We start from the raw sequence: 24,980 nt of genomic DNA, 5'->3' as shown, positions 1-24,980 counted from the left end.
AAATCCCACATCATCGACCACGACAATAACAGTATTCGGGTGGCGCGATTTTCCGAATTAATAAAACATTGTGGCCGTCAGACCCACAGCAGCGGTTCGGATAAAGTGACATCGGTTCATATATGCATTCCGTGTTTACATAATCAAATATTCTTTACTTTGACGAGAGGAAGATATTCAACTTGTTTTTCAGGTTGGCTTTGATTTTTCCATAATTTTGATCATCGGCCAGGTTATGCCATTCATGCGGATCCTTTTTATGGTCGTACAGTTCCTCCTCGCCGTTGTTACACAAAATATATCGATAGCGCTCCGACCACACCGCGTAATGCTGCCGGTCAATTTCCCCCGGCTGATCAGGTTCCAATCGGTCATTACTGGCCACTGACGTCAATGCCACATCCGGTCCATTCCAGTCCGCGGTATTAGGATTCTCCAGGAACGGCACCAGACTGTGCCCATCCAGTTGAATACCGTTGCCGGTTTCATTGGGATTTTCCGGCAACTTGCAGATATCGCACAAGGTGGGGTACAGATCGATCAAGGACACCGGATGAGTACAGATGCCGGCATCTTTCATTCCCGGCCTGTGAATGATCAACGGCACTCGCGAGGATTCTTCCCACAGTGTATTCTTGAATGTATAATTCTTTTCGCCCATATGATAACCATGATCACTGACCACCACAACGACAGTATTATGCGCACAGGCACTTTTTTTCAACGCCACTAATATTTTGCCAATCTGATCGTCCACAAAACTGACACAGGCCAGATAGGCCTGAACCCAGCGTTTCCAGTTGTCACAGGTCTGCAACAGTTCGAATTTCTTGAAACCCGTGTCCGTCGTCCAGGTCGTGGACGGATCGTACAATGCTTTGGCACAATCCGCCAGATCATTTTCAAGATACGGCGGCAGTTTGACATCTTCCAGGGGATGCATATCAAAATACTCTTGCGGTGCGTGCAGTGGAGTATGCGGACGGTTCATACCGACACACAACAGAAACGGTTCTCTGTGATTTTGATTCAGAATATCGACGGCATATTCCGCATTCTTTTCATCCGGTGTCAGATCGCGGTCGGTTTCGCTCACATATCGGAACGGTTTGCCGTAACACATCCAGCCTTTGAATCCCGGGACGCTATGTTCCGGGTCCGGAAAGTATTCCGGAACATCGGCAAGAGACCCAAAACTGTTGTACCAGCGGAGTTTTCGCTGTACCTCCGGACAATTTTCGGTCACCGAAGGCAGCGCAAGGCCCATATCATGATCATGGGTACCCCGTTCCTCCCGTCCATCCCAGAAACCGCCGTCCCAGGCCACCGGACCGAACGTCGGTTTGATGCCGAATCCGTTTTTCCATACCCCCCAATCCTCATGATCATTGTGAAATATCTTGCCTGTTCCGTAAACCTTGTATCCATGCGCCCCGAAATGTTCCATAAACGTGCGCGCGTTCTTTAACACAGCATTATCGCGCCAGTGATTCTGCTGCTGCTGATATCCAAAATAGCCGCTGGTATGCGGATAGATTCCGGTCAGGAAACTGGCGCGTGACGGTCCGCAGATCGGATCATTGCTGTGGGCGTTATTAAATTGCACACTTTTATCCATCAGGCTCTTCAGGTTCGGTGTTACTGCCTGAGGATGTCCGCCCAGTTTCTCCAGGGAATCGTTAAGATCGTCGCAAATAATGAACAAAACATTCGGTTGATTGACTGTACGACTCTGGACTGTTGAGAACAATCCAAACATTGTCAAACCCATTGCCGTTTTGCGGATGAATTCTCGTCGGTTGACCATAAGGGTTACTCGCTTTCCACTGTTAAAATTCGAGATAATCGACCTGCACCCGCTCGCTGGTGTGTGCTCTGCCTTTGATCTCCGGTATCATTGTTAATCCTCTTTTCCAATATCCGTTACATCTCACTTGACAGCCTGTCTGCTGCCAGAACAGAAAACATATAGATGTGTGCCAGATCAGAGCATACCCGTGAACCCGTTTGTTTTTGTACAATGAGGGCTGGTGAAAGCAATGTAAAGACAGAACCAGAGATAAACATAATACAAATTTCATATTTCGTAAATACATTTCACTTTTCTTGCATGACATGCATATTGAAATTTTATAAAAACCGTCTTTACTCATTCTTTCGAGCCGGTCTTGTTTGATTTAGGGACCTGTTTCTCTCAAATGTAATCCTCGTCTATAATCAGAAAATTTGTCTATTTCGCATTATATCTTTAAATAGCAAATACCCGAATGCACCTTCAATCATTCCTCAAAATAGATTGACATATAACCTCCTGAATCATACCCGTGTTCAGCTATTGCCTTTGATGCGGTTTCCAGCCTTCCTGCAGCAGCGCGGCCATCTGTTCAACTTTTTCCTTGTACTCGGCCGATTCCGCCACATTGATATTTTCATAGGGATCGCGCTCATGATCGTAGAGCATCCGCGCCAAAAATTCATCGGTCTGCATATCTCTATATTCCGTGTACTGGAAACGCTCTGTGGTCACGGTGTTGCCTTGATGATATCGGCTGAATGTGGCCTTTTTCCATTCCCGATCCGGTTTTTTCAGCAGCGGTACAAAACTGGAGCCCTGACAATGTTCCGGTATCGGCAGTCCGCAGAGTTCAACCAGTGACGGATAAATATCCACAAATTCGACCAGCGCATTTGAAACCCTGTCACTCTCCATACCCGGCGCCTTGACGATGATCGGGGCGCTCAAAGAAGTCTCGTAATTGCAATGTTTGCACCACATGGTGTGCTCACCCAGATTCCAGCCGTGATCCCCCCAAAAGATAACGATGGTATTGTCCGCCAATTTCAGGGCTTTCAATTTATCCAGGACACGTCCAACCAGGGCATCGATGTAGCTTACACAGGCCTGATACCCATGCACCAGCCATTTAGCGTAGTCGTCTGGAAGCGGTTTGGCTTCGGGTACGCCGGAATAATTGTAACGCAATTCCGGTGAATTGTGAATCGATTCCGGCGGTGCGTTTTCAGGAATGTAGGAATTCTCCGTCAGTTGAATTTCATCATGTTCGTAAAGGTCCCAGTATTTCTTGGGCGCATTGAACGGCAGATGCGGCTTTTTGAACCCCACGCCCAAAAAGAAGGGCTGATCCAACTTTGCCAGTCTTTCCAAATCCCGGATGGATTTGTCCGCAATTTTGCCATCGGGATAATTGGAATCATCCACATCCGCCGTCTCCCAGGCGGGACCGATGGTCGAACTGGGCTGGTCAGAGCGCGGATTGGGGATGATCTTTTCCCGAGTTTCCTCAGCCAGATATCCTTTATCAAACCAGTCACCTTTGGGATGCCACGGTTCCTCACTCCAGGCTTCCATATCGTCTGTGCGATGATGATAAATCTTGCCGTTGGAAATGGTGTGATATCCGTTTTGCTTTAAATATCTCGGCAGCGACAAATGCCCCGGCAGATCCTTGTCCGCCCAGGTATGCCAGTAAATGAATCGCTGAGGCGAGGGGCGCACACCGGTCAACAGACTCGCGCGGGAAGCCCCGCAAACCGGCACGTTACAGTGAGAGTTTTCAAACCGCACCCCTTCTCTGGCCAGTTTATCAATATTGGGTGAAATGATATGTGATTCGCCGTAACAGCCGAGTTCCGGTCTCAGGTCATCCACAGCTATGAACAGGATATTCGGGCGTACGGATATAGAACAGCAATAGCCGCCCAAACCAGCCAGACCTAATCCCCAAGCAGCAGTTTTAATGAATTGTCGCCTTTTCATAAACCAAAATCCGGCTTTTTATTATTCCAGACGATCGATTGCAGTCGCTCAGACAGTTGTTTCTCGATATCCTTATATTCCGGCTTGCCGGCCAGGTTGTTCCATTCATGGGGATCGTTGCGATGATCATACAACTCCCGGATGCCGTCTCCATGACGGGTATATCGATACCGGTCCGTTCTCAGGGTATAATGGGAGCGATTTAGCTTGACTTGCGTATCCTCTGTCTGATTCAATCCGCCAACAGCGGTCAAAGCATAATAGTCATCAAACTCATCGGGGCGTTTCGACTTGAACAAGGGGACCAGACTCTGGCCGTCAAGTTCAAATCCGGAAGTTTGTGCATGTGGATTACCCGGCAGACCGCAATAATCGGTTAATGTGGGATATATATCGATCAAGGATACCGGCTGCCGACATTCACTGCCGGCTTCAAGACCGGGCCCGGCTGCCACAAAAGGCACACGTGTGCTTTCTTCCCAGACAGAATTTTTAAACAACCAGTTTTTTTCACCCAGGTGATAACCGTGGTCGCTGGTAAACAGGACCAAGGTATTTTCCGCGTATCGGCTGTTCTCCAGGGCATCCAGAATTTTCCCGATCTGCGCGTCCAGGAAGGAAACATTGGCAAGATAGGCCTGGGTCCACTCGCGCAAAGCCTGATCCCGATCGGTTCGGGTTAATCGTTCGTATTTCATAAAGCCCCAGTGGATCGTATTGGATGTGTAGGATTCTTTTCCCTGTGGAAAAATATCGTTCAAATCATCTTTTTTTATTTTAACCAGTTCGATCTCATCCAACTTGTACAAGTCGAAAAACTCATCGGGCGCGAAAAGCGGCAGCATGCGGCCGGTTGATACCCACCATCATCAGAAACGGTTTGTCATACTGTTTCGCCAGTTTTTCACCGGCCCACTTGGCATTCAGTTCATCCGGCATTAAATCGCGGTCATCCGGTCCGTTGTATTTAAACGGTTTACCATACAAACGCCAACCTTTATATCCGGGAATCCCTTTTTCCGGATCGGGCAGGATCTCGGGAATATTACTCAAGCGGGCATAATTGGCGTCAATGGAAAACGATCCGTAATTACCGGGATAACTCTCGGCGCCGCCCCAGCCGGTTTTCTCGGTTTTGCCGTCCCAGGGATAGGGTCCCCAGCTGTGTTTGGGGCCGTATTCGTGAAAATGCGAATAATCCTCTTCATGTTGGTGAAAAATTTTGCCCGCTCCCATCACATGGTAGCCATAATTTTTGAAATGCTGCATCATGGTGTGAGATTGTTTGAGCACCGGATAGTCCCACCAGTCCAGATAGTCGCCCTCATTGTTGCGGATACGATAGTAACCGGATGTATGCGGATACAATCCCGACAGCATACTGGCGCGCGACGGCGCACACAGAGGCGAATTGCAATGCGCATTCAGGAATGTCTTGCCTTTGTTCATCAGACGCTTGATGTTGGGGGTTTTTACCTGAGGATGGCCTCCCATACCCTCAACCATATCATTCAGATCATCACAAATGATAAACAGCACATTCGGTTTTTTCCTGCCACTGCACACAGACAGCAGACCTGTTGCGGATAATGCCGCACCGGAATATAAAGATTTTTTTAAAAATGATCTACGCGATTCCATATGACACCTCTTTTTTTATTACACACCAGTCGCTTTAATGAGCAATTTTGCCGGCGCGATAGACTTTATAACCACTTTTGCGGAAATGCTGCATAAATGTGACCGCTCATTTCAAGGTCGGATTATTGCGCCAGTGATCCTCCACAAAATCATACCCGAAATAGCCGCTGGTACATGGATATAATCCGGACATAAAACTGCCGCCTAACTTTCATGTAAGCCATCACATTCATTCGGTCAGTTCAAGAATATCATTTAATAAGAATTTCACCCGTTCGTTCACCTTTATCTGAAAAGGGCCCGCAGTCGTGGGATGCTGTCTCTCACTGTTGGTCATATCCATACTCATGCCAGACTCTATCGGTACACCCGGTAATGGCACATCCGCCATCCATATTAACTCCAGAGTACACGGTAAAAGCTGCAGCTCAAACTGCTCTACTGATCCTCCGCATTCCCACTGTTCAAACCAGCGGTCAAGATCGAGTCTGCCTTTATGATCCACATAGATATTGCGGTCGCAGATATTCTGCGGATTCTTAATCATAGGCAGCTCCCGCACGTTGTAAAAAATATTGTTACGGATCAAATTATCAAGAGATGTCAGCGGCTCTCCGTCCAGAGACCGGTCTGTGTTGATCATTGCGGTCACCGGATTTCTCGACTCGCCGATGAGGTTATGCATCACCCGGGCGTTGTCCGTATCGAATAAAGAGATTGCAATACAGTCGGCATTCCAAATAATATTATGATCCACCCAGTTCGGAACCTTGGACGCTTCAATGAAAACAGCGCCGTTATAACAGGGGGCAATGTCATGAATTACATTTCGGGTCACCCGGCTGTTGCGGTTATCCCAATCCAGCCAGATCGCACAGGCGGATTCGATATCATGTACATAATTGTTAATAATAAGATTATGCTCACTTCTCAGCCATTTGACGCCGGCGCATTCCCAGTATCGCTCCACATCCTGCCAGCCGATATGATGAATATGATTGTTTTCAAGCAGAGAGTGCCGCACCGTATGTCCCTGAATGCCGCCGGTGCCGCATTCATAAACCTCGTTATCCCGGATCATAAATCCGCCTTTATGATCGCGGGAACGTCTGCGTTCCGCGCCTGAATCATCAAGACTGCGATATTCAGCCGTACGCGCTCCGGTTTCTATTCCGACAGAATTGACCTGACGAACCACATTATTCTGTATGATCCAGTGATGTCCGTTATTCACGTAAACCGCACCTGTCCCGATACGTGGAAAACCATTGGCGGCATGTTCAAAGATGAAACCCTGCAGTTTGATATATCCAACCCCCATGGTTTCGGGTTTGAACAACTGTTGATGCACGGTAACCTCAAAAATGCTGGAATCCGGTTGATACGATCCGAACGGATGAACGTGCAGAACGGCATTTTCCGTATCCACCCAATAGGTGCCCTGAAATGACGTCAAATCTTCATAAATGCCCATCTGGGTCAGTCGCCTGCCGTTCTGAAACACCAGTCCGCGCCCAAGGGTATAGGGTATGCGGCCTTTCCACTGATGCGCCCAGTGCATCGCATGAATTTCCTCATCACTGGCGTTGGGTATCAGGAACGGATTGCAGTTGTTCGGGAAAACATCCTGAGGTAAAGTGGTCTGCCACAATTTATGAGAATAACTGCGCACTCGCAGATCTTTTTGACTTTTCGGATCGGCAGACATTTCCCAGTCAGCGTTCAAAACGACAGACCCTTTGACAACCACATGCTCACCCGGCGCCGCTGTATAGCAGACCATGGCCCGGGATGACAAACCGCCGTGTTTGGGCGCGATCTTTTCCCGGTACACACCACTGTGAACCACAACTTTTTCTCCGGGCCTGACGACCTGTGCCGCATGATTAATGGTCCTGAACGGCCGACTGCGCGTTCCGCTGTTTTCATCAGAAGCCTCGGGATGCGCCTGACTCACATGATAGACCCGACTATATTCGGTTTGATCCCGCCAGTAAGCAAATTTTGACCCGTCTGGAAGAGCGATATCGCCTGCGGCAGTATGCAAATATCCTGAACCAAGACAAAATCCTAATAAAATAGAAAAAAATATCTTTTTTCGAAACATACAAGACTCCTTTTTTATGTTATTTTACAGTGATGACCGCTTCAGCCGGTTCGCAAGCGCCCAGCTCAGCGCCGCGCTCACCCGGAGAACAGCCGCCGATCAACACCCGAAAATCACCGGGCTCGATCAAATGATTGCCCTTTTCATCGATCAGCGAAAACATATCAGGTGTTAACTCAAATGTAACGCTTTGACTCTTCCCGCTTTCCAGGGACACGCGCCGAAAATCTTTCAACGCCCAGTTCGGCACCCGAACCGTAGCCTCAACATCGGATACATAAAGCTGCACCACCTCATCACCGGCCAGATCTCCGGTGTTTTTAACTGTAACCTGTGCACGAACGCTGTCTTTTTTGCTGATTTGTGTTTTTTCCAGTTCCAGATTCGAGTATTCAAAACGGCTGTAACTCAGTCCGAACCCGAACGGGTACATGGGTTTTTTGGACATATACCGATAGGTCCGGTCGGTCATGTCGTAATTCTCAAACGGCGGTAAATCCTCTACAGACATGGGAAAGGTAATGGGCAGTCGTCCGGACGGACAGGCGTCCCCGAACAGAATATCCGCCACTGCGTTGCCGCCTTCCTGTCCCGGATACCCCACCCAGAGCACCGCATCTGCAATGTCATGTACCTCGTGCATTTCCATGGGACTGCCTCCGGTGACCACGGCAATGATCGGTTTGTCACTTTTTTTCCGCAGTTTTTTCAAAAACTTGATCTGGTTTTCCGGAAAATCCATGTGAATTCTATCACCCAGAGTCGGCGAAGCAATGGCTTCTCCCTCTTCCCCTTCCAGCAACGCAGAAATTCCCACAAATGCGATTGTCGCATCTGCTTCGGTCGCGTCACCCGAGGTCCAATCAAAGGGGTTGGCATTATCCCGATCCAACAGACAACCATGCTTGTACTGAATGAAACTGCCAACTTCCAGCTTATTCACCACACCCTCCAGCAGGGTGACCATTTTCTCGTTCACACCATAGTAATTTCCCATCAGAACTTCAGTGGACGTCGCCTGGGGACCGGTGACGAACAAATAACGGATATCCTTTTTCAGGGGCAGTATGCCATCGTTCTTTAGCAAAACGACGGACTTTTGTGCAACTTCACTTGAAAGTTGCCGGTGCTTTTCACAACCGATAACCTCCGTTCCAATTTGAGTATAGGGATTGTTTTCGGGCGGATCAAACAGCCCCAGTTTAATCTTTGTTTTCAACAGATAGGCAAGAGATTTATCGATCTCTTTTTCCTCGACCAGTCCCTGATTCACGGCTTGTGTCAGATTTTTATACACATCTCCGCAGTTCAAATTAATACCGCGCTTGAGTGCCAGGGCTGCGGATTCGACGGCGTTTTTCGTGACGTTGTGATGTTCATGAAAATCACGGATCGCCCAGCAGTCAGATACCACGTGCCCCTCAAATCCCCAGTGATCCCGAAGTATATCCTGGATCAGCACCTGACTGCCGCAGCAGGCTTCATCATTGGTGCGATTATAGGCACACATGACCGCCTCCACCCCGGCGTCCACCAGAGCCTTGAATGCGGGCAGATAGGTTTCCTGCATATCTTTGAGCCCCGCTTGCGCGTTAAAATGATGCCGGTTGCCTTCCGGACCGCTGTGAACAGCATAATGCTTGGCACAGGCCGCGGCTTTCATATATTTCGGATGATCGCCCTGCAGCCCTTTCACAAAGGCAACCCCCAATCTGGCGGTCAATACCGGATCTTCCCCATAGGTTTCCTGTCCCCGCCCCCAGCGCGGGTCCCTGAAAATATTGATATTGGGCGTCCAAAAGGTCAGACCGCTATAGCGTGGCAACGATTTTCTATCCTCGGCTGCGTGAAAAATGGCCCGCGCTTCATCCGAGATTGCATCAGCCACTCTGTAAACAAGATCATCATCAAAAGCAGCGGCCATACCAATGGCCTGGGGAAACACCGAAGCTCGTCCCGAGCGGGCCACACCGTGCAGACATTCGTTCCACCACGTATAAGCAGGGATACCCAGTTTGGGTATGGCGGCGGATTCGTGCAGCATTTGTGAGACCTTTTCTTCGAGTGTCATTTTGGAAAGCAGATCCTTGATTCTTTCATCTGCGGGCGTATCAGTATCTCTGAATTTTTCGTGTGCCACGTTAAATCTCCTCTAATCGTGTGTCAAGTTTTCAACCAGTTTAACAATATCATCCGCCTCGTTCTCGGATTCCAGCATGGGTTCCACATAAATATATAATCCTTTGGACGAAAGCGAGGTCATGAGCGGTTCGATATCCTTTACATCACTCACACGCACCAGCAGAGACTTGTCGGCTTGCTGAATGCGCTGCAGTACAGGAATAAATTCGACCGGCGAAGGCTGGCCGGCCACATTGGTCCATTGGATCATTTTCAGGTTTTCAAGAGAGAGCATATGATCCAGATGCCGGACCTGCTCGGCTCCATCAAGATGGTACAGGGGATAGTCCAGGAACTCTGACTGTTCCTCGAGTTCCGGTACCGCAAAAGTTTCATACATATCCGGAGAAATCATCACGGAAATATCGCACTGCATCTGGGCGTGCAGCCCGGGCGCCCAGGTATCCAGCCATCCTATGGTGCTGCCTCTGTCATTGTTTTCGCGGATCAGACTGTAAAGCTCCGGGGTCACGCTTTTCCAGACCTGCATAATCTCCTTCAAAGCCTTCTGGACCACTTGTGGCTGCAGAGCCATATCCATTAACAGATTATCGGACTGCCGAAGGTGCGCCAATGCATCCAGATTTCCTGAAATATCCGGCATGGAAATCATAAACCGTCCCCGGCTCTCGTCCACCAGGTATTTCATCACCTCAAAATTTTTCTTTAAAAGCAGACTTTCCGGATTATACTCGACTGTAAACGGCATCCCGGACTCGACTGGTTCGGCGGGACGCATCCAGATAGAGTCTTGAAAATCTATTTCAATACCCTTGAAAAATGCCGCGTGCCCTGCCGCGCCAAAATTGGAAAATATGAGTGGAAACGACTCGCCGGCAAAATACGTTTTTTCAATTCGCTCCGTCTCACGGGCGAGAATCCGTTCACCGTCCAACCAATAAGCCACTCGTTCCCCATACTTTTCCGGAAGCGGCGGCGCCTGATAATGCTGATTATTTTTACGGGCAACCACTCGCACGCAGCAACGATCAATAATTTCATTGTTCCAGAGTGCGGTAAAACGTTTTTTTATTTTATTCCACGACTGCAGCATCAGCACCTCCTTTTTGTTGTCGTCGTTTCTGCAGTGCACTTTCCACCTGATCCAGTATAGACTGATCAAGCGGATACAGCCACATGACAATAAACGCAAGCACAGCAAACACCGCCGGGAATACGCTGATAATCAGTCTGATGCCGATCAGAGTATCCGGTGATTGCGCCACATTGGGCTGGAAACCGAACAACGCCAACAGCCACGCGAGTATAGAGCCTCCCAGTGCCAATCCCAGTTTGATGGAAAACAACGAAGCGGCCATGACCAGGCCGGTCGCACGGCGTCCGGTTTTCCATTCCGAATAATCCGCGGTATCCGGGAAAATGGACCATTGCAATACACCCAGTGCGCCAAGGGATGTCGTTGCAATGATCTGAGACAGGACCATCAGAATAAAATCATCCGGACTGAACACATAAAAGACAACGGACGTCACGGCAAACAGGCCCAGCAGCCAGAGATAAGACTTGCGTTTATCAATTTTTTTAGCCAGAGAACCGACCAATATGGCACCAACAATGGATAAAATCGTACCTATGATCATAAAGGAAGAGGCCGCGGTACCAAATTCAATGGACAACTCTCTGCCGAAAAACGATAAATTAACAACCTTTACATAATATTTAAAATAATACATAATGCTTCCGTTTCTCACCACAATCATAATCAGTGTAAAAACACTGACGACCGCAATACAGACCCAGGCAATATTTTTAAACAGATCGGCAAAATCCTGCTTCATGGTTGTTTTCTGACTGTGCAGCGGTACAACGCGCTCTTTGGTCGCGGCAAATGTGATAAACAAGAGCACGGTGGCGACACCGGACAATATGCTCATGGTCCATTGCCATCCCAGCTGTTCATTATCGCCTCCGAGTTTACGCACCAGTGTCATAACGGAAACCTGTACAATAATCCCGGCAACAAACGCGGCGATCAGTCTGTATGATGCGACCACCGTGCGTTCCTTGGGGTCCTCGGTTAACACACCCATCAATGCCGAATAAGGAACATTGACCACCGTATATAACATGATCAGCAAAATATAAGTGACATAAGCATACACGATTTTGCCGGTCATACCAAAATCCGGCGTGGTAAATGTCAACACGCCTATGATGCCGAACGGGATGGCAAACCACAGAATAAATGGCCGAAACTTGCCCATTTTCGTGTTGGTGCGGTCCGCGATCATGCCCATTAGAGGATCATTAACCGCATCCCAGACCCGGGTTACCATAAACAAAGTGGCAACGGCGCTTGCGGAAATGCCGTATACATCCGTATAAAAATAGGTTATAAAGAGAATAAAGGTTTGAAAATAGAAATTCGATGCAACATCGCCCAGACTGTAACCGAATTTTTCAAAAAAGGATAGGCGGCCGTTCTTTGCTTTCATTTGTTTTTCCTTTTCTTAAAGATTAGGATTCTGATCCTTTTTCTGACTCGTTGTAACTGCCGTTCATATAAAGGAATGGCAAAGTAAAGTTGATACTCTATTACATATTATCTGTACACCGTAATACCGATGCAGGATTAATTCAGTTTGATCATCTTTCCGGTTATCATTTGCTTTTTTTTCAAACGATAAAAATACACACCGCTTGGAGCAGATTCACCGCTATCACTCAATCCGTCCCAGGAAATCCGGTATTTACCCGCTGCATGATTGGCATTTATCAGGGTTCGGATTTTGCGGCCGCGGATATCATAGATATTCAAAGAAATATCTCCGGATTTTTTCAAAAAAAACTCTAAAAAACAGCTCGTATTAAACGGGTTGGGGTAATTTTGTTTTAATTCCAGCTCTGTCGGACAAGGCCGCTCAAGTACATTCGCAGTGTCTTTGGCTTTAAAGGTTAACACCGATACAGATCGGGGACAAAGATCGAGAGTAAAAGATTGGTTGATGAGGGAAATAGATTGCGATTGTTCATAAAGCCAGGGGTCTTTTGGTGGATGGACATCCGAATTTTCAAGCACACCGGTCAGGGTAACCAAACGGCCTTTGGATTCCAGATTTGCAAATTCAAACAAATCGAGTGTGACACGTGACGGTTTATCAAAATGACGATTAATGAGGAAAATTGCAATTCCATCTCTGGAACCTGTGGGCAGAACATCCACAACTGCCACCCGCTCCTTTGCCTGGATGCCGCTCAATTTCAGAGGCTGTTCAAAGGTAGGTAGATTGTCAATGGTCATGTTCAGGAGATAATCACAATGATGTTGTGCGTAAAATGCCGTCATTTTACAGGACGGTAAATAATATGGCTCTGTTTCACTCTGTTTATCAACCCGAATGCCGTTAATGCCCCATCTGCTGCCCACCAGCATGGATTGACAGGCCATTTCAATAACATCCGCAGACCGCATGATGCCATGAAGAAATCCGGCGACACCGACGGCATGCGCGTATTGAGATCTGAGTGGAACAAGGGGAACCGATTGCCACCAGCCGTTCCAGTTCCACTCGGTTAATGCTATTTTTAGATCATAACGTTTCGCCAGGTCAATGAGCGGACTGCCTATTTCGGACATGAAATAATGATCCTGTTTATTTGGTACACTGACAAAAGCGTTCCAGATTTCTCTTTGGGTTAAATGCCGAGCGGATATTTTACGGCCGTGTTTTCTGATATTACTGTTAGTGATCGCCCAGGGCATATATTGGTGAAACACATAATAATCGATACGGTCACCTAATATTGCGGTCAGACTTGTCATCATGCTGTCATCCACATAATCTGCTATGATTTTTGCGTCAGGATCAATTTTCTCAATCATATCAATATAACGCCGTACACATTCAATGTAACGGCTATAACGGTTTGTTTTGATGCCCGCTTGTTCGACGAGCTTCCGCTTCCAGCTCCAGAGCGCCCAGGTTTCGTTCCCGATTTGAAAACAGTCAAAATCAAAGGGTTCAGGATGCCCGTTCGCAGCACGAATCCCGGGCCAGTCGGGCATTCCGGCGGGCAATTCCTGTCCTGTATCCGCATTGGCATAAGCCACCAGACCGGCCGCGTGCAGCACCGCAGAATCCAGGGGCTGACGCTTGAGATAGGCATCAAAAAAATTCAGGGGCACAATTACCCGGCAATTCAGTTCAGCAGTCAATTCAGCAAATTCATCATAACCGAACCGGTTGGTTACCGTATCACCCTGATTACCGATCGATACCGGTCTATCGCTGCGACCCGGCAAATCGATCATATCCGTCCAGTCCGTGTAATCTACATCCGTTCCGCCCGGAAAACGAAGAACCGGAACCTCCAGTCCCTTGATTTTATCCATTACCCTGGGATCAAGCTCACCGGTATCATCCAATATGGCATCCTCAATTCCGAACTCACCGCCCCAGCTGGGTCGTTCCAGAAAATGTCCAAACAGACTGTGGTCAATGTAAAAAAGCGGATCAGGAGACACAGTAATACTCATCTCCTGAGCGTTTAAATGCAAGCATTGCCAGAGTATAATCAAAAATATAAACTTTTTGTTCATCCTGTCCATCATGCGTTTCAGACCTGTTAATAAAGCTTTCAGAATAAAAAAGACCCGAATCTGTATTTATAGTAATGTGGCAGCAATAGAATGCAATAGTCTGAATACTGCAGGGTCCCAATGAATTTAAGTGTTGCCGGACACCTTGATGCCGGGTTCATTTGGGACCCTTTTCGCAGTACTGCAAGGAGAGAAAAGAAGTTGATACATCATTGATACATTTTATTCAAACGAATCAGACACAATAGTTAAAACCATCAGGATGATGTTTTTGTTATACTTTCTTGCAGTCGTTGTTCCAGATATTCCGGATACTGCCGAATGGTGTACTTTTTTCTCAAATCCTTTAACAGCTTTTGTTCATTCTTTTGCTTTAGATAGGCCACCAGATCCTTTTCGAGAGAACCGTGCCTGGCCTGTTCAAAGGTCAGCTGTCCTCCCTGAATCCTTTCCTTGCATTCCAGGAGGGCAAATTGTCGGCCGTCTTCAGGATGATTAAAAGCTACCGGTCCTTTTCTTTCTCCTGATTGCATTTCGAACGCATATCGGCCCAATTCAACAATATCAGGTTGGCGCGCGGGCAGGATCTCGCCGTCTTTGTCCATTCTAAACGACTGGATGAGTACGGGGAAACCACTCTGCCGGAAGGAATCGAATGCTTGAAGTTTTTTAGCCAAGGCTTCGGCTTTCTCCCGGGTGTCGGCTCTCACCACATTCAGCACAGCTCTGCCCTTTTTATAATATCGGGATTCTTTATGTTCATTATAAAAGGCTGACAGCCGTTCCTCGGTTATTTCCGGTAATGATTCCCGGAGAATGGTTTTATTGAAAAGAATCACCAACTCGCGCTCGAGCGGTTCGCGGATTTCTTGTTCATAATAAATATTTTTATCCAGTCCGAGTTTCCCGGCTTTATGGATCATACATTCATACCCCATATATTCATAAACAGCGTTTTTCAAATCCTCAATGTCCGGATATTCCAAAAGCTTTAGGGATTTCATATCCCGGAAATAACGCCGAGAGATCACTGTAATCCACCATCCCTGCATTGTGTTCAAGAACCACCCGGTTCCGACCGGATTCGATGGCTTTTCTCAACGTATCGGAAGAGTTGAACATAAAAAAGTCGGGATCCACATTTCCCCATTCGACAATTTGTTCTAATGCATTCTCATTCCATTCAAATGTGGTTGAATCCATACAGGTTGCCATACTGTCTGCATTGGCTTGACGCATTTGCGGTTTGTAAAGGGTTAATAACCGTTGTTCAATTTTTTCGCGCATTTCGGCGAGAGGTTTTTTTTCAACGGTTTCTATTTCTTCCACTTTGAGCAAAACATAACCGTCTTTGTATTCAATAATATCGGAAACCCTTCCGGGTTTGAGTTGAAACAGGGTACGCACTTTTCTGTTCTCAGGACCTGTCCAGTGTTTTACCGGCATCAGGCCTCCTTTTTCAGCTGAGGATGGGTGTTCGGAAAATTCTTTTGCCAGACTGTCGAATGGCGCTCCCTTGAGAGTGGAATGACAAATTCTTACAAGCTGCTCGTATGTATCACGATTCTGTTCGTTTTGCAGATAAATCTGGCGGTAACGTATTTTTTTGCCGAGGTTTTTATAATATTGTTGTATCGAGGATTCGTTCACATAGACATCTGCAATTTCTGTTTCAAAATACCAATGGACCAGTTTTCTGTTGATCAGCATCCTGATTTTCTTTTGAATCCGTGGGTCCTGATGATAGCCCCGCTCCATCATCTCCAGAAATTTGAGACGATTGTTGATCATCCTTTCAAGGTCAGGTCTGCAATTCTTTCGAATGCGGGATTTTCATAAGGTTTATAATACCGATAAAACTCTCCAAATTCCTTATAAGTAATTGCCGTATCTTCCACCCGTGCAACTGTATCGGTTGATTGTTCACCACAGCCGGATGCCAGGACAAGTAAAAACATTAAAAAAATACAATATAAAAGTTTAGCTGCCATAGTTCTCATCATAAGTGTAAAATCTCTTTTAAAAAAATACCTCTATACAAATTGATAATAAATACCCTGTTCACCTGAAAAGGTGAACAGGGTAAACCAGTACAAACAACGCTTAATCTATTTAATCAGCATCATCTTCATGGTCTGAGTATGATCACCGGCCTTTAATTTGTAAAAATAAACACCGCTCACCACTTTTTGACCAAAACTGTTGGTACCGTCCCACTGTACTCTGTGGGTTCCGGCAATCTTTTGTTCATTCACCAGTGTCTTGACTTTTTGACCCAGCATATTGTAAACACCCAGTTCAACATCATTCACCTTCGTCAGGTTGAATTCGATGGTTGTATTCGGGTTGAACGGATTCGGATAGTTCTGTTTCAGGTCAAATTCTCTGGGTGAAGCCACTTTGTCTTCAACGCCGGTGCTGCCGTTTTGGACCATGGATTCAAAATCAGCCGTTTCCTGATCCTTAATCGCCATCCACGCCTGTTTTTCTGCCGGGAACCAGTTCAAGTCACCAAGCGGCAGATCGCCATAAGCAGCATCCAAAAGATTCGCATTGCTGTAGCTCAGGTCTTCAACCGGCGGCCAGGCAACGGCTAACGGATCACCGTCCGGATCCCAGTGGTACATGGTCAGTTCAGGTGCTCCAGTTTTTTGATCCATCATATAGGCCATCATAGAGTCACGGCTGGTCTGTTCATTGGTGAACATGACCTCTTCGTTATACAACGTACCGTTAACCATATGCGGCCAGGTTTCATCATCCGCAAAAATGCTTAGGGTCACGCTGTTCATCCAGGGGTCCTCAACCCAGCCTGAAGGGGTGGTATCGGTTTCAAATGTGGCCAGAAGGTTTGAGAACACCTCGCTGTGATGCCACAGGTTGTTGTGAACCAGCATGCGGCGTTCGGCTTCGGCTTCTTCATAAAATGCCGCGGTCGAGTCGCCAATCCAGGGTTCCAGCACACCGCGTGTGGTAATGGTATCGACATTAATGTCGCCGAACGGAACCGGATCATAGTCATTAGTCACAACTTCAATTTCACTTTCACCATAGAGATTCATGTTGTGATAAATATTGTTGGTGATATAAGAATTAATATGCTCCCGATGCATGAGCGGGAAGCGCATACCGTTGACAAAGGTGTTGTGATTGATCCATAACAGTTTGGTCATATTTTCCCAGGGTTTGATGGTCAAACCATTGACGTTGAGGAAGGAACAGTTTTCCACATAAAGTTTTTCAATACCCAAACCGGAACCATCCCAGTTCAGAGCGCGGCCGTTCCATAGATTGACGCCCAGATTCTTCCACATGCTGTTGGTGGCAATCACCGTATGCCATTGGCCATAAAAGGCAAACGTCTGCCAATTCGTGCGTTCAATCAGCATATTGTCAATAATCGCTGTGGTGCTGTCACCGGTTAAACGTGTGCAACGAGCAAGCTGGGCGCCGTTGGGAGCATAGTTAATCATTGCGAAATTCTTCACCGTCAGATCATCATCGGTACGAACAAGTTCGCTTGCTGCTTTGTCGCCGTCCTCGGCAAGCCCTGAAGCCACAACAGCAGGAAACGTGGGGGCTGCGGGATCATCTTTTTCACCGACCAAAACCAGATCATATTCACTGGCTCTGATGACACCAGACAGAAAATAATAAGCGCCGCGTTTCAGTTTATAAACACGATCTTCATTAACGCGTTCACCGGTTTCCGTGGTATCTCCGTCAACAGCCGTATTCAAAGTTCCGAATCCGGGCAGCACAACTGCGGTATCACCGACCACCTCTTCAATCACGTCATCCCAGGTTTGATCCTGAGCGACCACGAGTGCAGGCAGTATAAACAATGCACTCAGCAAAACAACCAAATAGAAGCGATACGATTTCATAACTCCTCCTCGTAAAAGTTGGATAATTGTGCAGCAGAACGATTCTGCTGCGGATGAATTTTCTCTTTCAGCTTCTCATGTTGTGCTCTTAACATTTAAAGGTTTTTCTCACCTCCTTTCGTAAATCCTGCCTTTTCCGTCTGTGGAAAAGGCAGGATCAAATTACTTTACATGCGATAACGCAATCCGATTTCAAACACGCGCCCGTAAAGCTCACGTCGGTTCACGCGTATCGGATCCACAACTGACGTCTGATAAAACACATCTTCGCTGTCCAGCAGATTGCTGGCGTTCAGGAACATCTGAACCCCCTCCCAGGGGAGCTTTTGCTGCAGGTTCAGATCCAGACGATAATAATCTTCTGTGTGTTGATCCATCTCCGGACGACTGCCAATCGAGTAAATCACATCGCCCTGGAACATCCAGGACAATCTCAGTGAAAACCCTTTTAAATCATAGCCGAATGTCATATTGGCAATATCATCCGGTTGATGCAGCATACGGCCGGTACGAAAAGTATCGATGAGTGTGGTTTGCGGCGGATAACTGCTGTAATCCGTTTCCGCCTTGAACTGCGGATATTTGGTTTCAGAATTAATTTTTGTGTAATTGAGATTCAAAATCACAGTATTGAACGGCTTGGGCAGATACCAGAAATTCGTCTGCCATTCCAGTTCCAGACCCGTGATATAGGCATCATACGGGTTATTGACCGGGACTGTCCAGGGCTGATTTTTATAGGTACTGTTTTCACTCAACCCGACTTTGGTCGGATCCAAAAGGATCTTTTGGGTTCTCCAAAAAATATTACTGACTTCTTTATAAAATGCATTGATACCCAGCAAGCCGACATAATCACCGTAAAAGGCCAGTCCGGCATCCCAGTTGTCAGACAGAGCCGGCTTTAAATCCGGATTCCCTGAAGATAAACTACCTAAAGTCGGATACAATGCGAGTTTATTGATAAAATACAAAAAATCAGGCCGGGCAATCGCACGGGTTTTGGAAAACCGGATATCCATCCAGCTGCTCGGACTGTATTTGACATTCACACTGGGGAACCAATAGTCAAATTTGCGTTTGGAATGTCGGTCATACGTCTGACCGGACCAGTTGTCGATTTCAATTGCCTGTACGGCATTGTAACTGGTAAATTCGTGTTCATAACGCACACCCGGAATAATGAGTAAATCCTTTCCGATATTGAATTCGCCCATCACATAAAAGGCTTTCACCTCTTCCCAGCCGTCATAATCATTGGCGTGCGACTCGTTCCAGCGCGGACGAATCTCGGGACGTGAATATTTGGCGATATTCTTCACATGTTTAAAGATAATAGAGGGGCCGAGCTCAAACGGATACTCCCAAAAAGTCACCTTCATCATAATCTTTATCCATCAATAGCGGGAAAAAGAACGGCGGCTGCAGATTGCCGGCGCCCCAGCCAATGGAATGCAGATAATCTCTTGTCTCGTCCGTTAACAGGGACAGATCCCAGTCCATGGGACCAAGCCAGCGGTTGGTGTCATAAAACCGGTCTTTAGAGGTGTATTTACCGCCAAACCGAAAATCACCGCTCAAAAATGATCCGACCTGCATTGGTATTGTAAAATCCAGATTGGCCTGAAAATTATTGTCATGCATTTCGGTTTGCCAAATATCAAGGTCTTTGACATAGGCCTCCTCGTAATCGTTCCTGGCAAATCCGAAAAGAGCTTTCGGGCCTTTTGTCAGAAGGCTGGAATATCCCCGATCAAAAGCAGAAAGTTCAATAAAATTAAGTGATAAATCTCTGGGATGATTGCGGTTCGATGTCGTATAGGCCAAACCGTAATCCACTATCATAAAAGAAAAGTCATTTTCACCCTGCAGAGAATGGGTAAAAGTATTAATTTCATGTTCCTCACCTTTGACATCCCAATGATGCTCCACAACCGAGAACCTAAACTCCTCCGTCCGGTCCAGTCTGTCGCGATTCCACTGTGTATAAATCGAATTGAACTGCAATTGGCCGTTGGGCATCTGATAATCCATGATGATACTGGCGCCATAACGTTTTCGAATGTCCTCGCGGTCTTGGAGTTTAAAGACGTCCATCTCCAGGGGGGATTCTCCGAGTCCCATTTCCTTGACAATTTCCCAGTCCACATCAAGCAAATGGGTTCCGCGGTCGGCACGTTCAAGATTTCCCTGCAGAGACACACCCAGTTTGTCATTGAAAAACCGGTTGCTGATCGATGCCTGAATTTTATACGGTTTGTACGATTGCATTTTTTCATTATAACCGCCCTGCACCAGAATATCCGTATGCAGCCCCGGTTCAGCTTCTTTCAGGCGCAGATTGACCACACCACCGATCGCGTCTGCGTCCTGGTCCGGAGTCAGGGACTTTATTACCTCAATTTCGGACAACATATTCGGCGATATCATAGTCAAATCCACAGACCGGTTATCGGTATCCGTGGAAGGTATGGCGACATTGTTCAGTTTCACCGTATTAAATTTCGGGGTCATACCGCGAATAGATACCTTGGTGCCCTCACCGCCGGAACGCAGCACATTGATACCGGGTAGCCGCCCCAGAGATTCCGCGGCATTGGCATCCGGTATCTCCTGAATCCGGTCCGAAGCCACAACATTACGAATCGAACGTGAAGACAGCTGTTTGTTGATAGCTTCCAGCTGACCTTCCCGCTGCGCGGTTACGTGAACCTCTTCCGTCTGAACGGATGCATAGGACAAACGCGCGTCTCGAACCAGGGTTTCATCACTTTCGACTTTAATTTCATAGGAAGCGTTCTTATAACCGATGTACCTAATTTCCAGTGTATAGGAACCGGGTTTGACATTCCTGATCACATATTCACCGTCAATATCGGTCGCTGCTCCGATACTCGTTCCGTCAATCACAACATTCGCGCCGGGCAGCGGCTCACCGGAGGAAGCATCTGCAACTTTGCCCTTGACCGTACCTCTTCTGGAACGACCGGCAGGCGCGTCAGCCGCCGGTACGATGGCAACCTGTCCTGCGGAAGTAAAATGCAGAGCGGTATTTGTTTTTTTCAACACATTGACAATGGCTTCCAGGGCAAGCACATCATACATTTCCAGAGAAATTTTTGAATCGAGAGGCAGGTCATCGCGATTATAGTTGATCATCATATCTGCTTCCCGGGATATGATGGACAACGCGTCTTCAAATGTTTCATTTTTGAAATTAACAGCTATTTTCTTTTGCATGCCGGAGGGCATTAACAACCCGGCATACTGTCGCAAATCAATTTCATCCGAACTATCCTTTTGTTGCGCTTGCAGAGGCAGCAATGTACACAGCAAAAGGATCAACACAGTAAGAGTCAGAACTTTCATTTTCAGCTCACTCCTTTCTTCCCGGCATATCTTTGACGGGAATCAGTTTAATGACACTATCTTTTTGAACCATTTCAGTTTTTGTTAATACGGTTATCAGTTCAAAGATATCATCAACGTTCGAGCGCTTCAGCTCGCAGGTCAGGTGCTCACTGGCTGTGGTGGTATCCTCCAAAACAAATTTCAGATCGTACCAGCGTGTCAGTTGGTTCAAAACCTCTTTGACTGTCGTATTTTCAAAATGCATTTCGTTATGCATCCAGGAAGTAATGTCGCTGGATGACACGGTCACGGGCGGTGTTGGTCTTCCGTCCTGTCCCAAATAACTCTTTTTCCCTCTTGTTAGAACGACCTGTCCACCATGTTGCGGATCTTTGTGACGAAGAGAAACTTTGCCTTCCCGGACAGCAACAGCCACAGTCGGATTCTCGTTCCATGCACGCACATTAAACTTGGTTCCCAACACACTGACAACTGCATGAGTGGCATGCACACGGAAAGGTTTGTTCGGATCAGGCGCCACGTTAAAAAAAGCCTCACCCTTTAGATAAACATCCCTGTGCTCGGAAAAATGATCCGGATAGCGCAGTTCACTGCCGGAATCGAGGGTGATGCGTGTACCATCTGAAAGTTTGACATGCATTCTTTCGGTGTGATCAACATTTACCGTCTGGTAAGATATGGGATTTTCTGTTCCCGGATATCCGGTAAAACCGTGTGTATAAATATAGGATACTATGAATATCACCACTGCAACAGCAGCAACCCGCAATATTTTCCCTGTTTTGATAATACTGGCATGCCATGCATGGGTGCGATGATCGGTTTCCACCTGCATCTTTTCTCGCAGTTCTCTCCAGAGAGCCTCGGTTGATCTGGTTTTAGATAGATGATATCTCGAATCCCATAATTTCTGATACTGATGCATTTGATCACAAAAATCAGAATTTTGAAGCATACAGGATTCTATCCAGTTTTTTTCGCTTGCGGTGCATTCATCAGACAGATATTTGGCGACAAGTGTCCATGGTATGTGATTTTTCATAAGCCTTCCCGGTTCAAGTCATTAATAATCTGTAACTCATATTTAGTATCCTTCAGATTACAGATACCCTGACAAATTTATTTAAAAAATTGTTGTTTTTAGATAAAAACAGATACAAAGAGATGAGCTAATTTTCTGCGGAGGATTTTGAGTGCGCGCCCCATTTGTGTTTCAACTGTTTTAACCGAAATATCCAGGACAGAGGCTATTTCCCGATAGGTGAGATGATTATAGCGGTTCATACAAAATATGATTCTGCATTTCTCCGGCAAACCATCAATAGCGTTGTTCAATTGAAGGTCCAGCTCTTTTTCTAAAACCTTTGCATCGGAAAATTCGGCGTAAATAATCCGTTCTTCCTGAACATTCCTGTATTTTTGCTCGGTGTTTTGTTTTCTAATAACCTTGAGAGCTCTGTTTTTTGTGGCCTTGTAGATATAACTCTTTAGATTCGATGATGGATCAATTTTATCACGGTTTTGCCAGAGATTCAGAAAAACATCCTGCACAATATTTTCTGCTGAATAAATATCTTTTACATAATAACAGGCAAATTCAATCAGTTTTTGGCAATAATAACGGTAACATCTTTCAAATGCCTGGATATCTCCATCTTTAATGTTTACCGCCTCAAGATTAAAAATATTGGATTGTGTATTATAATCATTCATCAGAGTACTCAAGGTAGAAATTAATTAACACCAAAGTACAAAACGAAATCACTTGACACAATGTTTTTTTTATCATTCAAAAGGCCCGGCTGGTAAGTCATACCTGTTTAAACATCCCGCCTTTATTTGCATCATCCACGATGCCCGCATTTTGCGATGCATGCGTTACTAAGCTTTGGAATCATCGACAATAGTCTCTATTGCCAGATCCCGAACAAACTTCCGATCCAGATGAATGCATGGATCAGATAAGTGACTGATCATATCCGATTGTACTGCTGAATCCAGCACACAAAATAGAGAAAAACGTCCTGCGCCTATCTGCTCCACGGTCTTCTGGTCACATCCGGCCAGGCTGACTAATTACTAACGATCACATCGTATCGGGATCACTGCTGTGCATTCATAGTATCGGGACAAAAAATCACATTTAGAGTGAATCGTGGGTTCTGTGATTCAATGAAATCGGACAGGAGGGGATTCAGCAACAAACAGGACAAAGATAATTTAAGCGAGGTGTTGGAAAGTTATATACGAGACTTTGCATTACTCTACCCTCCAATTCTGCGGATGCAGGCCATCGGTGCGGTGGAAAATCTGAGAACCGCAAATCCAAAAACCAAAAGCAGGATTTACGGATTTCAAAAGATTCTGTTGGGCTCACGGCACAGTTCATCCGCATGTTTATAATGTCCAGGGCAAATCTGTCATACGAATGAAAACCATCAAAAAATCAGAGACCCCGTTAGTTTTATCACAGCGGTCGGTTTGACCCCGTAAGCGGCATCATTAGTCGAAAAACCTACCGGACAAAAGATTTCGGTTCGGCCGTTACCAACACGTGATGCGCCCTGAAAAGTCCGTTCTGTACCGCAAAGTCATCCATCTTTTTAAGAAAGCGCAAAAACGGATATTTTAAAGATTCCGGAATCCGGCTGTCCCCCGCAATCGCAGCCCGGTACCCGATGCAGGTGTGATATTTTTCTTGCACTATTCTGAAAGATTTCCGCGCAAGTTTTGGAATTTCATCCGTGCTGACCTCTTCAAAGGGTGATCTCTCGGACATTTCCCACTTTATCTTTTTTGCACCTCCGAAAACATAGCGCAGTTTTGTTGAATACCCGACAGTGGTCGGCAGCAAAAAATAAAGCAGACCGCCCAGCAGCCTGCTGCGCCGCTGCATACCGATATTATCCGAGAAAATAAAGCGTCCCTCGGGTTTTAATGCCTGCCTGACTTTGGAAAATAACCGATCAATGCACATAATATGATGCAACCCGTTCCAGACAATGACAAAGTCATATTTATGCATACCCAGTTGAATTTTGTTGAGATCCGCTACCTGATAATCAAGTGATCCGAAATGTTCAGTATAGGGATTTTCTTTAGCAAATTGACGCGCGACCTCGATGACTTTGTGACTGACATCTATACCGGTCACACGATGCCCCTGTCTTGCCAGTTCCAGCGAAAGGCTTCCGGGACCACAGGTCAGAACAAGTATTCGGGCGCGATCCGACAGCGCACTGAAAATATACTCGTACAACTCTCCGTTCATGATGCATTCCGCTTTGGGATCAAAGGCTTGTTTCTGAGGCAGTCCCTCCCCCCTGTCGACATAAATCTTTTCCGCCCGTCTCATATCAGCAGAAAACGGTATGCCCTGAGAAACCGCTTTGACGACTTCTCCGCCCCAATAATCGCTTTCTTTCTTCACGGCCTCCTCGTACGTCCGCCCAT

At 46.6% G+C, this 24,980-nt stretch carries 18 protein-coding genes; all 18 read right to left on the bottom strand.

All coding sequences use genetic code 11. The features are described 5' to 3' along the window. Positions 1-154 precede the first annotated feature (154 nt). The gene (locus U5R06_10840; protein MDZ7723277.1) at positions 155-1,807 is read right to left on the bottom strand and encodes a sulfatase; all 1,653 of its coding nucleotides are present in this window, start codon (positions 1,805-1,807) and stop codon (positions 155-157) included. Positions 1,808-2,332: 525 nt separating this feature from the next. Beyond that, positions 2,333-3,778 (bottom strand): sulfatase, encoded by a 1,446-nt coding sequence (locus U5R06_10835; GenBank protein ID MDZ7723276.1) that lies wholly within the window; start codon positions 3,776-3,778, stop codon positions 2,333-2,335. Then, positions 3,775-4,623, bottom strand: coding sequence for a sulfatase-like hydrolase/transferase (locus U5R06_10830; GenBank protein MDZ7723275.1), 849 nt, complete (start codon positions 4,621-4,623; stop codon positions 3,775-3,777). Before U5R06_10830 ends, U5R06_10835 begins: the two co-directional genes overlap by 4 nt. Further along, complete coding sequence (locus U5R06_10825) at positions 4,598-5,419, bottom strand: sulfatase-like hydrolase/transferase (GenBank protein ID MDZ7723274.1); 822 nt, start codon at positions 5,417-5,419, stop codon at positions 4,598-4,600. Before U5R06_10825 ends, U5R06_10830 begins: the two co-directional genes overlap by 26 nt. Positions 5,420-5,648: 229 nt before the next feature. Further along, a complete protein-coding gene (locus U5R06_10820) occupies positions 5,649-7,526 on the bottom strand; it encodes a right-handed parallel beta-helix repeat-containing protein (protein MDZ7723273.1) in 1,878 nt (625 codons plus the stop codon). 19 nt (positions 7,527-7,545) lie between these two features. Then, positions 7,546-9,666, bottom strand: coding sequence for a glycoside hydrolase family 3 C-terminal domain-containing protein (locus U5R06_10815; protein ID MDZ7723272.1), 2,121 nt, complete (start codon positions 9,664-9,666; stop codon positions 7,546-7,548). A gap of 12 nt (positions 9,667-9,678) precedes the next feature. Next, positions 9,679-10,761, bottom strand: coding sequence for a hypothetical protein (locus U5R06_10810; protein MDZ7723271.1), 1,083 nt, complete (start codon positions 10,759-10,761; stop codon positions 9,679-9,681). Beyond that, positions 10,742-12,163, bottom strand: coding sequence for an MFS transporter (locus tag U5R06_10805; GenBank protein MDZ7723270.1), 1,422 nt, complete (start codon positions 12,161-12,163; stop codon positions 10,742-10,744). The genes U5R06_10810 and U5R06_10805 overlap by 20 nt, the downstream gene beginning before the upstream one ends. 137 nt (positions 12,164-12,300) lie before the next feature. Then, positions 12,301-14,205 (bottom strand): T9SS type A sorting domain-containing protein, encoded by a 1,905-nt coding sequence (locus U5R06_10800; protein ID MDZ7723269.1) that lies wholly within the window; start codon positions 14,203-14,205, stop codon positions 12,301-12,303. Positions 14,206-14,525: 320 nt separating this feature from the next. Next, positions 14,526-15,272, bottom strand: a complete 747-nt coding sequence (locus U5R06_10795) for a peptidylprolyl isomerase (protein ID MDZ7723268.1) — start codon at positions 15,270-15,272, stop codon at positions 14,526-14,528. After that, complete coding sequence (locus tag U5R06_10790; protein ID MDZ7723267.1) at positions 15,235-16,059, bottom strand: peptidylprolyl isomerase; 825 nt, start codon at positions 16,057-16,059, stop codon at positions 15,235-15,237. The genes U5R06_10795 and U5R06_10790 overlap by 38 nt, the downstream gene beginning before the upstream one ends. Continuing rightward, on the bottom strand, positions 16,056-16,259 hold the full coding sequence (locus U5R06_10785) for a hypothetical protein (protein ID MDZ7723266.1): 204 nt from the start codon (positions 16,257-16,259) through the stop codon (positions 16,056-16,058). Before U5R06_10785 ends, U5R06_10790 begins: the two co-directional genes overlap by 4 nt. A gap of 117 nt (positions 16,260-16,376) precedes the next feature. After that, positions 16,377-18,155 carry a T9SS type A sorting domain-containing protein gene (locus U5R06_10780; GenBank protein MDZ7723265.1) on the bottom strand — a complete coding sequence of 593 codons (1,779 nt, stop codon included), beginning with the start codon at positions 18,153-18,155 and terminating at the stop codon, positions 16,377-16,379. A gap of 167 nt (positions 18,156-18,322) precedes the next feature. Further along, complete coding sequence (locus U5R06_10775) at positions 18,323-19,540, bottom strand: TonB-dependent receptor (protein ID MDZ7723264.1); 1,218 nt, start codon at positions 19,538-19,540, stop codon at positions 18,323-18,325. Continuing rightward, on the bottom strand, positions 19,506-21,524 hold the full coding sequence (locus U5R06_10770) for a DUF2012 domain-containing protein (protein ID MDZ7723263.1): 2,019 nt from the start codon (positions 21,522-21,524) through the stop codon (positions 19,506-19,508). Before U5R06_10770 ends, U5R06_10775 begins: the two co-directional genes overlap by 35 nt. 7 nt (positions 21,525-21,531) lie before the next feature. Then, positions 21,532-22,569, bottom strand: coding sequence for a FecR domain-containing protein (locus tag U5R06_10765; protein MDZ7723262.1), 1,038 nt, complete (start codon positions 22,567-22,569; stop codon positions 21,532-21,534). Between the two features lie 98 nt (positions 22,570-22,667). After that, positions 22,668-23,240 (bottom strand): RNA polymerase sigma-70 factor, encoded by a 573-nt coding sequence (locus U5R06_10760; GenBank protein MDZ7723261.1) that lies wholly within the window; start codon positions 23,238-23,240, stop codon positions 22,668-22,670. Positions 23,241-24,042: 802 nt separating this feature from the next. Further along, the gene (locus U5R06_10755) at positions 24,043-24,957 is read right to left on the bottom strand and encodes a class I SAM-dependent methyltransferase (GenBank protein ID MDZ7723260.1); all 915 of its coding nucleotides are present in this window, start codon (positions 24,955-24,957) and stop codon (positions 24,043-24,045) included. Positions 24,958-24,980: the final 23 nt, after the last annotated feature.

This window comes from candidate division KSB1 bacterium (genome assembly GCA_034521575.1).
In the GTDB taxonomy this organism is placed as follows: domain Bacteria; phylum Zhuqueibacterota; class Zhuqueibacteria; order Residuimicrobiales; family Krinioviventaceae; genus JAXHMJ01.
The sequence above is the reverse complement of the archived record's forward strand: the minus strand, read 5'-3'. Positions and strand labels throughout refer to the sequence as shown.

Coding starts and splice junctions, on each gene's coding strand:
- U5R06_10795 (MDZ7723268.1), bottom strand. CDS start 15,272: ATGAAATCCCTAAAGCTTTTGGAATATCCGGACATTGAGGATTTGAAA.
- U5R06_10800 (MDZ7723269.1), bottom strand. CDS start 14,205: ATGAGTATTACTGTGTCTCCTGATCCGCTTTTTTACATTGACCACAGT.
- U5R06_10780 (MDZ7723265.1), bottom strand. CDS start 18,155: ATGAAATCGTATCGCTTCTATTTGGTTGTTTTGCTGAGTGCATTGTTT.
- U5R06_10820 (MDZ7723273.1), bottom strand. CDS start 7,526: ATGTTTCGAAAAAAGATATTTTTTTCTATTTTATTAGGATTTTGTCTT.
- U5R06_10775 (MDZ7723264.1), bottom strand. CDS start 19,540: ATGATGAAGGTGACTTTTTGGGAGTATCCGTTTGAGCTCGGCCCCTCT.
- U5R06_10840 (MDZ7723277.1), bottom strand. CDS start 1,807: ATGGTCAACCGACGAGAATTCATCCGCAAAACGGCAATGGGTTTGACA.
- U5R06_10760 (MDZ7723261.1), bottom strand. CDS start 23,240: ATGAATGATTATAATACACAATCCAATATTTTTAATCTTGAGGCGGTA.
- U5R06_10765 (MDZ7723262.1), bottom strand. CDS start 22,569: ATGAAAAATCACATACCATGGACACTTGTCGCCAAATATCTGTCTGAT.
- U5R06_10770 (MDZ7723263.1), bottom strand. CDS start 21,524: ATGAAAGTTCTGACTCTTACTGTGTTGATCCTTTTGCTGTGTACATTG.
- U5R06_10835 (MDZ7723276.1), bottom strand. CDS start 3,778: ATGAAAAGGCGACAATTCATTAAAACTGCTGCTTGGGGATTAGGTCTG.
- U5R06_10825 (MDZ7723274.1), bottom strand. CDS start 5,419: ATGGAATCGCGTAGATCATTTTTAAAAAAATCTTTATATTCCGGTGCG.
- U5R06_10785 (MDZ7723266.1), bottom strand. CDS start 16,259: ATGGCAGCTAAACTTTTATATTGTATTTTTTTAATGTTTTTACTTGTC.
- U5R06_10810 (MDZ7723271.1), bottom strand. CDS start 10,761: ATGCTGCAGTCGTGGAATAAAATAAAAAAACGTTTTACCGCACTCTGG.
- U5R06_10830 (MDZ7723275.1), bottom strand. CDS start 4,623: ATGCTGCCGCTTTTCGCGCCCGATGAGTTTTTCGACTTGTACAAGTTG.
- U5R06_10790 (MDZ7723267.1), bottom strand. CDS start 16,059: ATGATCAACAATCGTCTCAAATTTCTGGAGATGATGGAGCGGGGCTAT.
- U5R06_10805 (MDZ7723270.1), bottom strand. CDS start 12,163: ATGAAAGCAAAGAACGGCCGCCTATCCTTTTTTGAAAAATTCGGTTAC.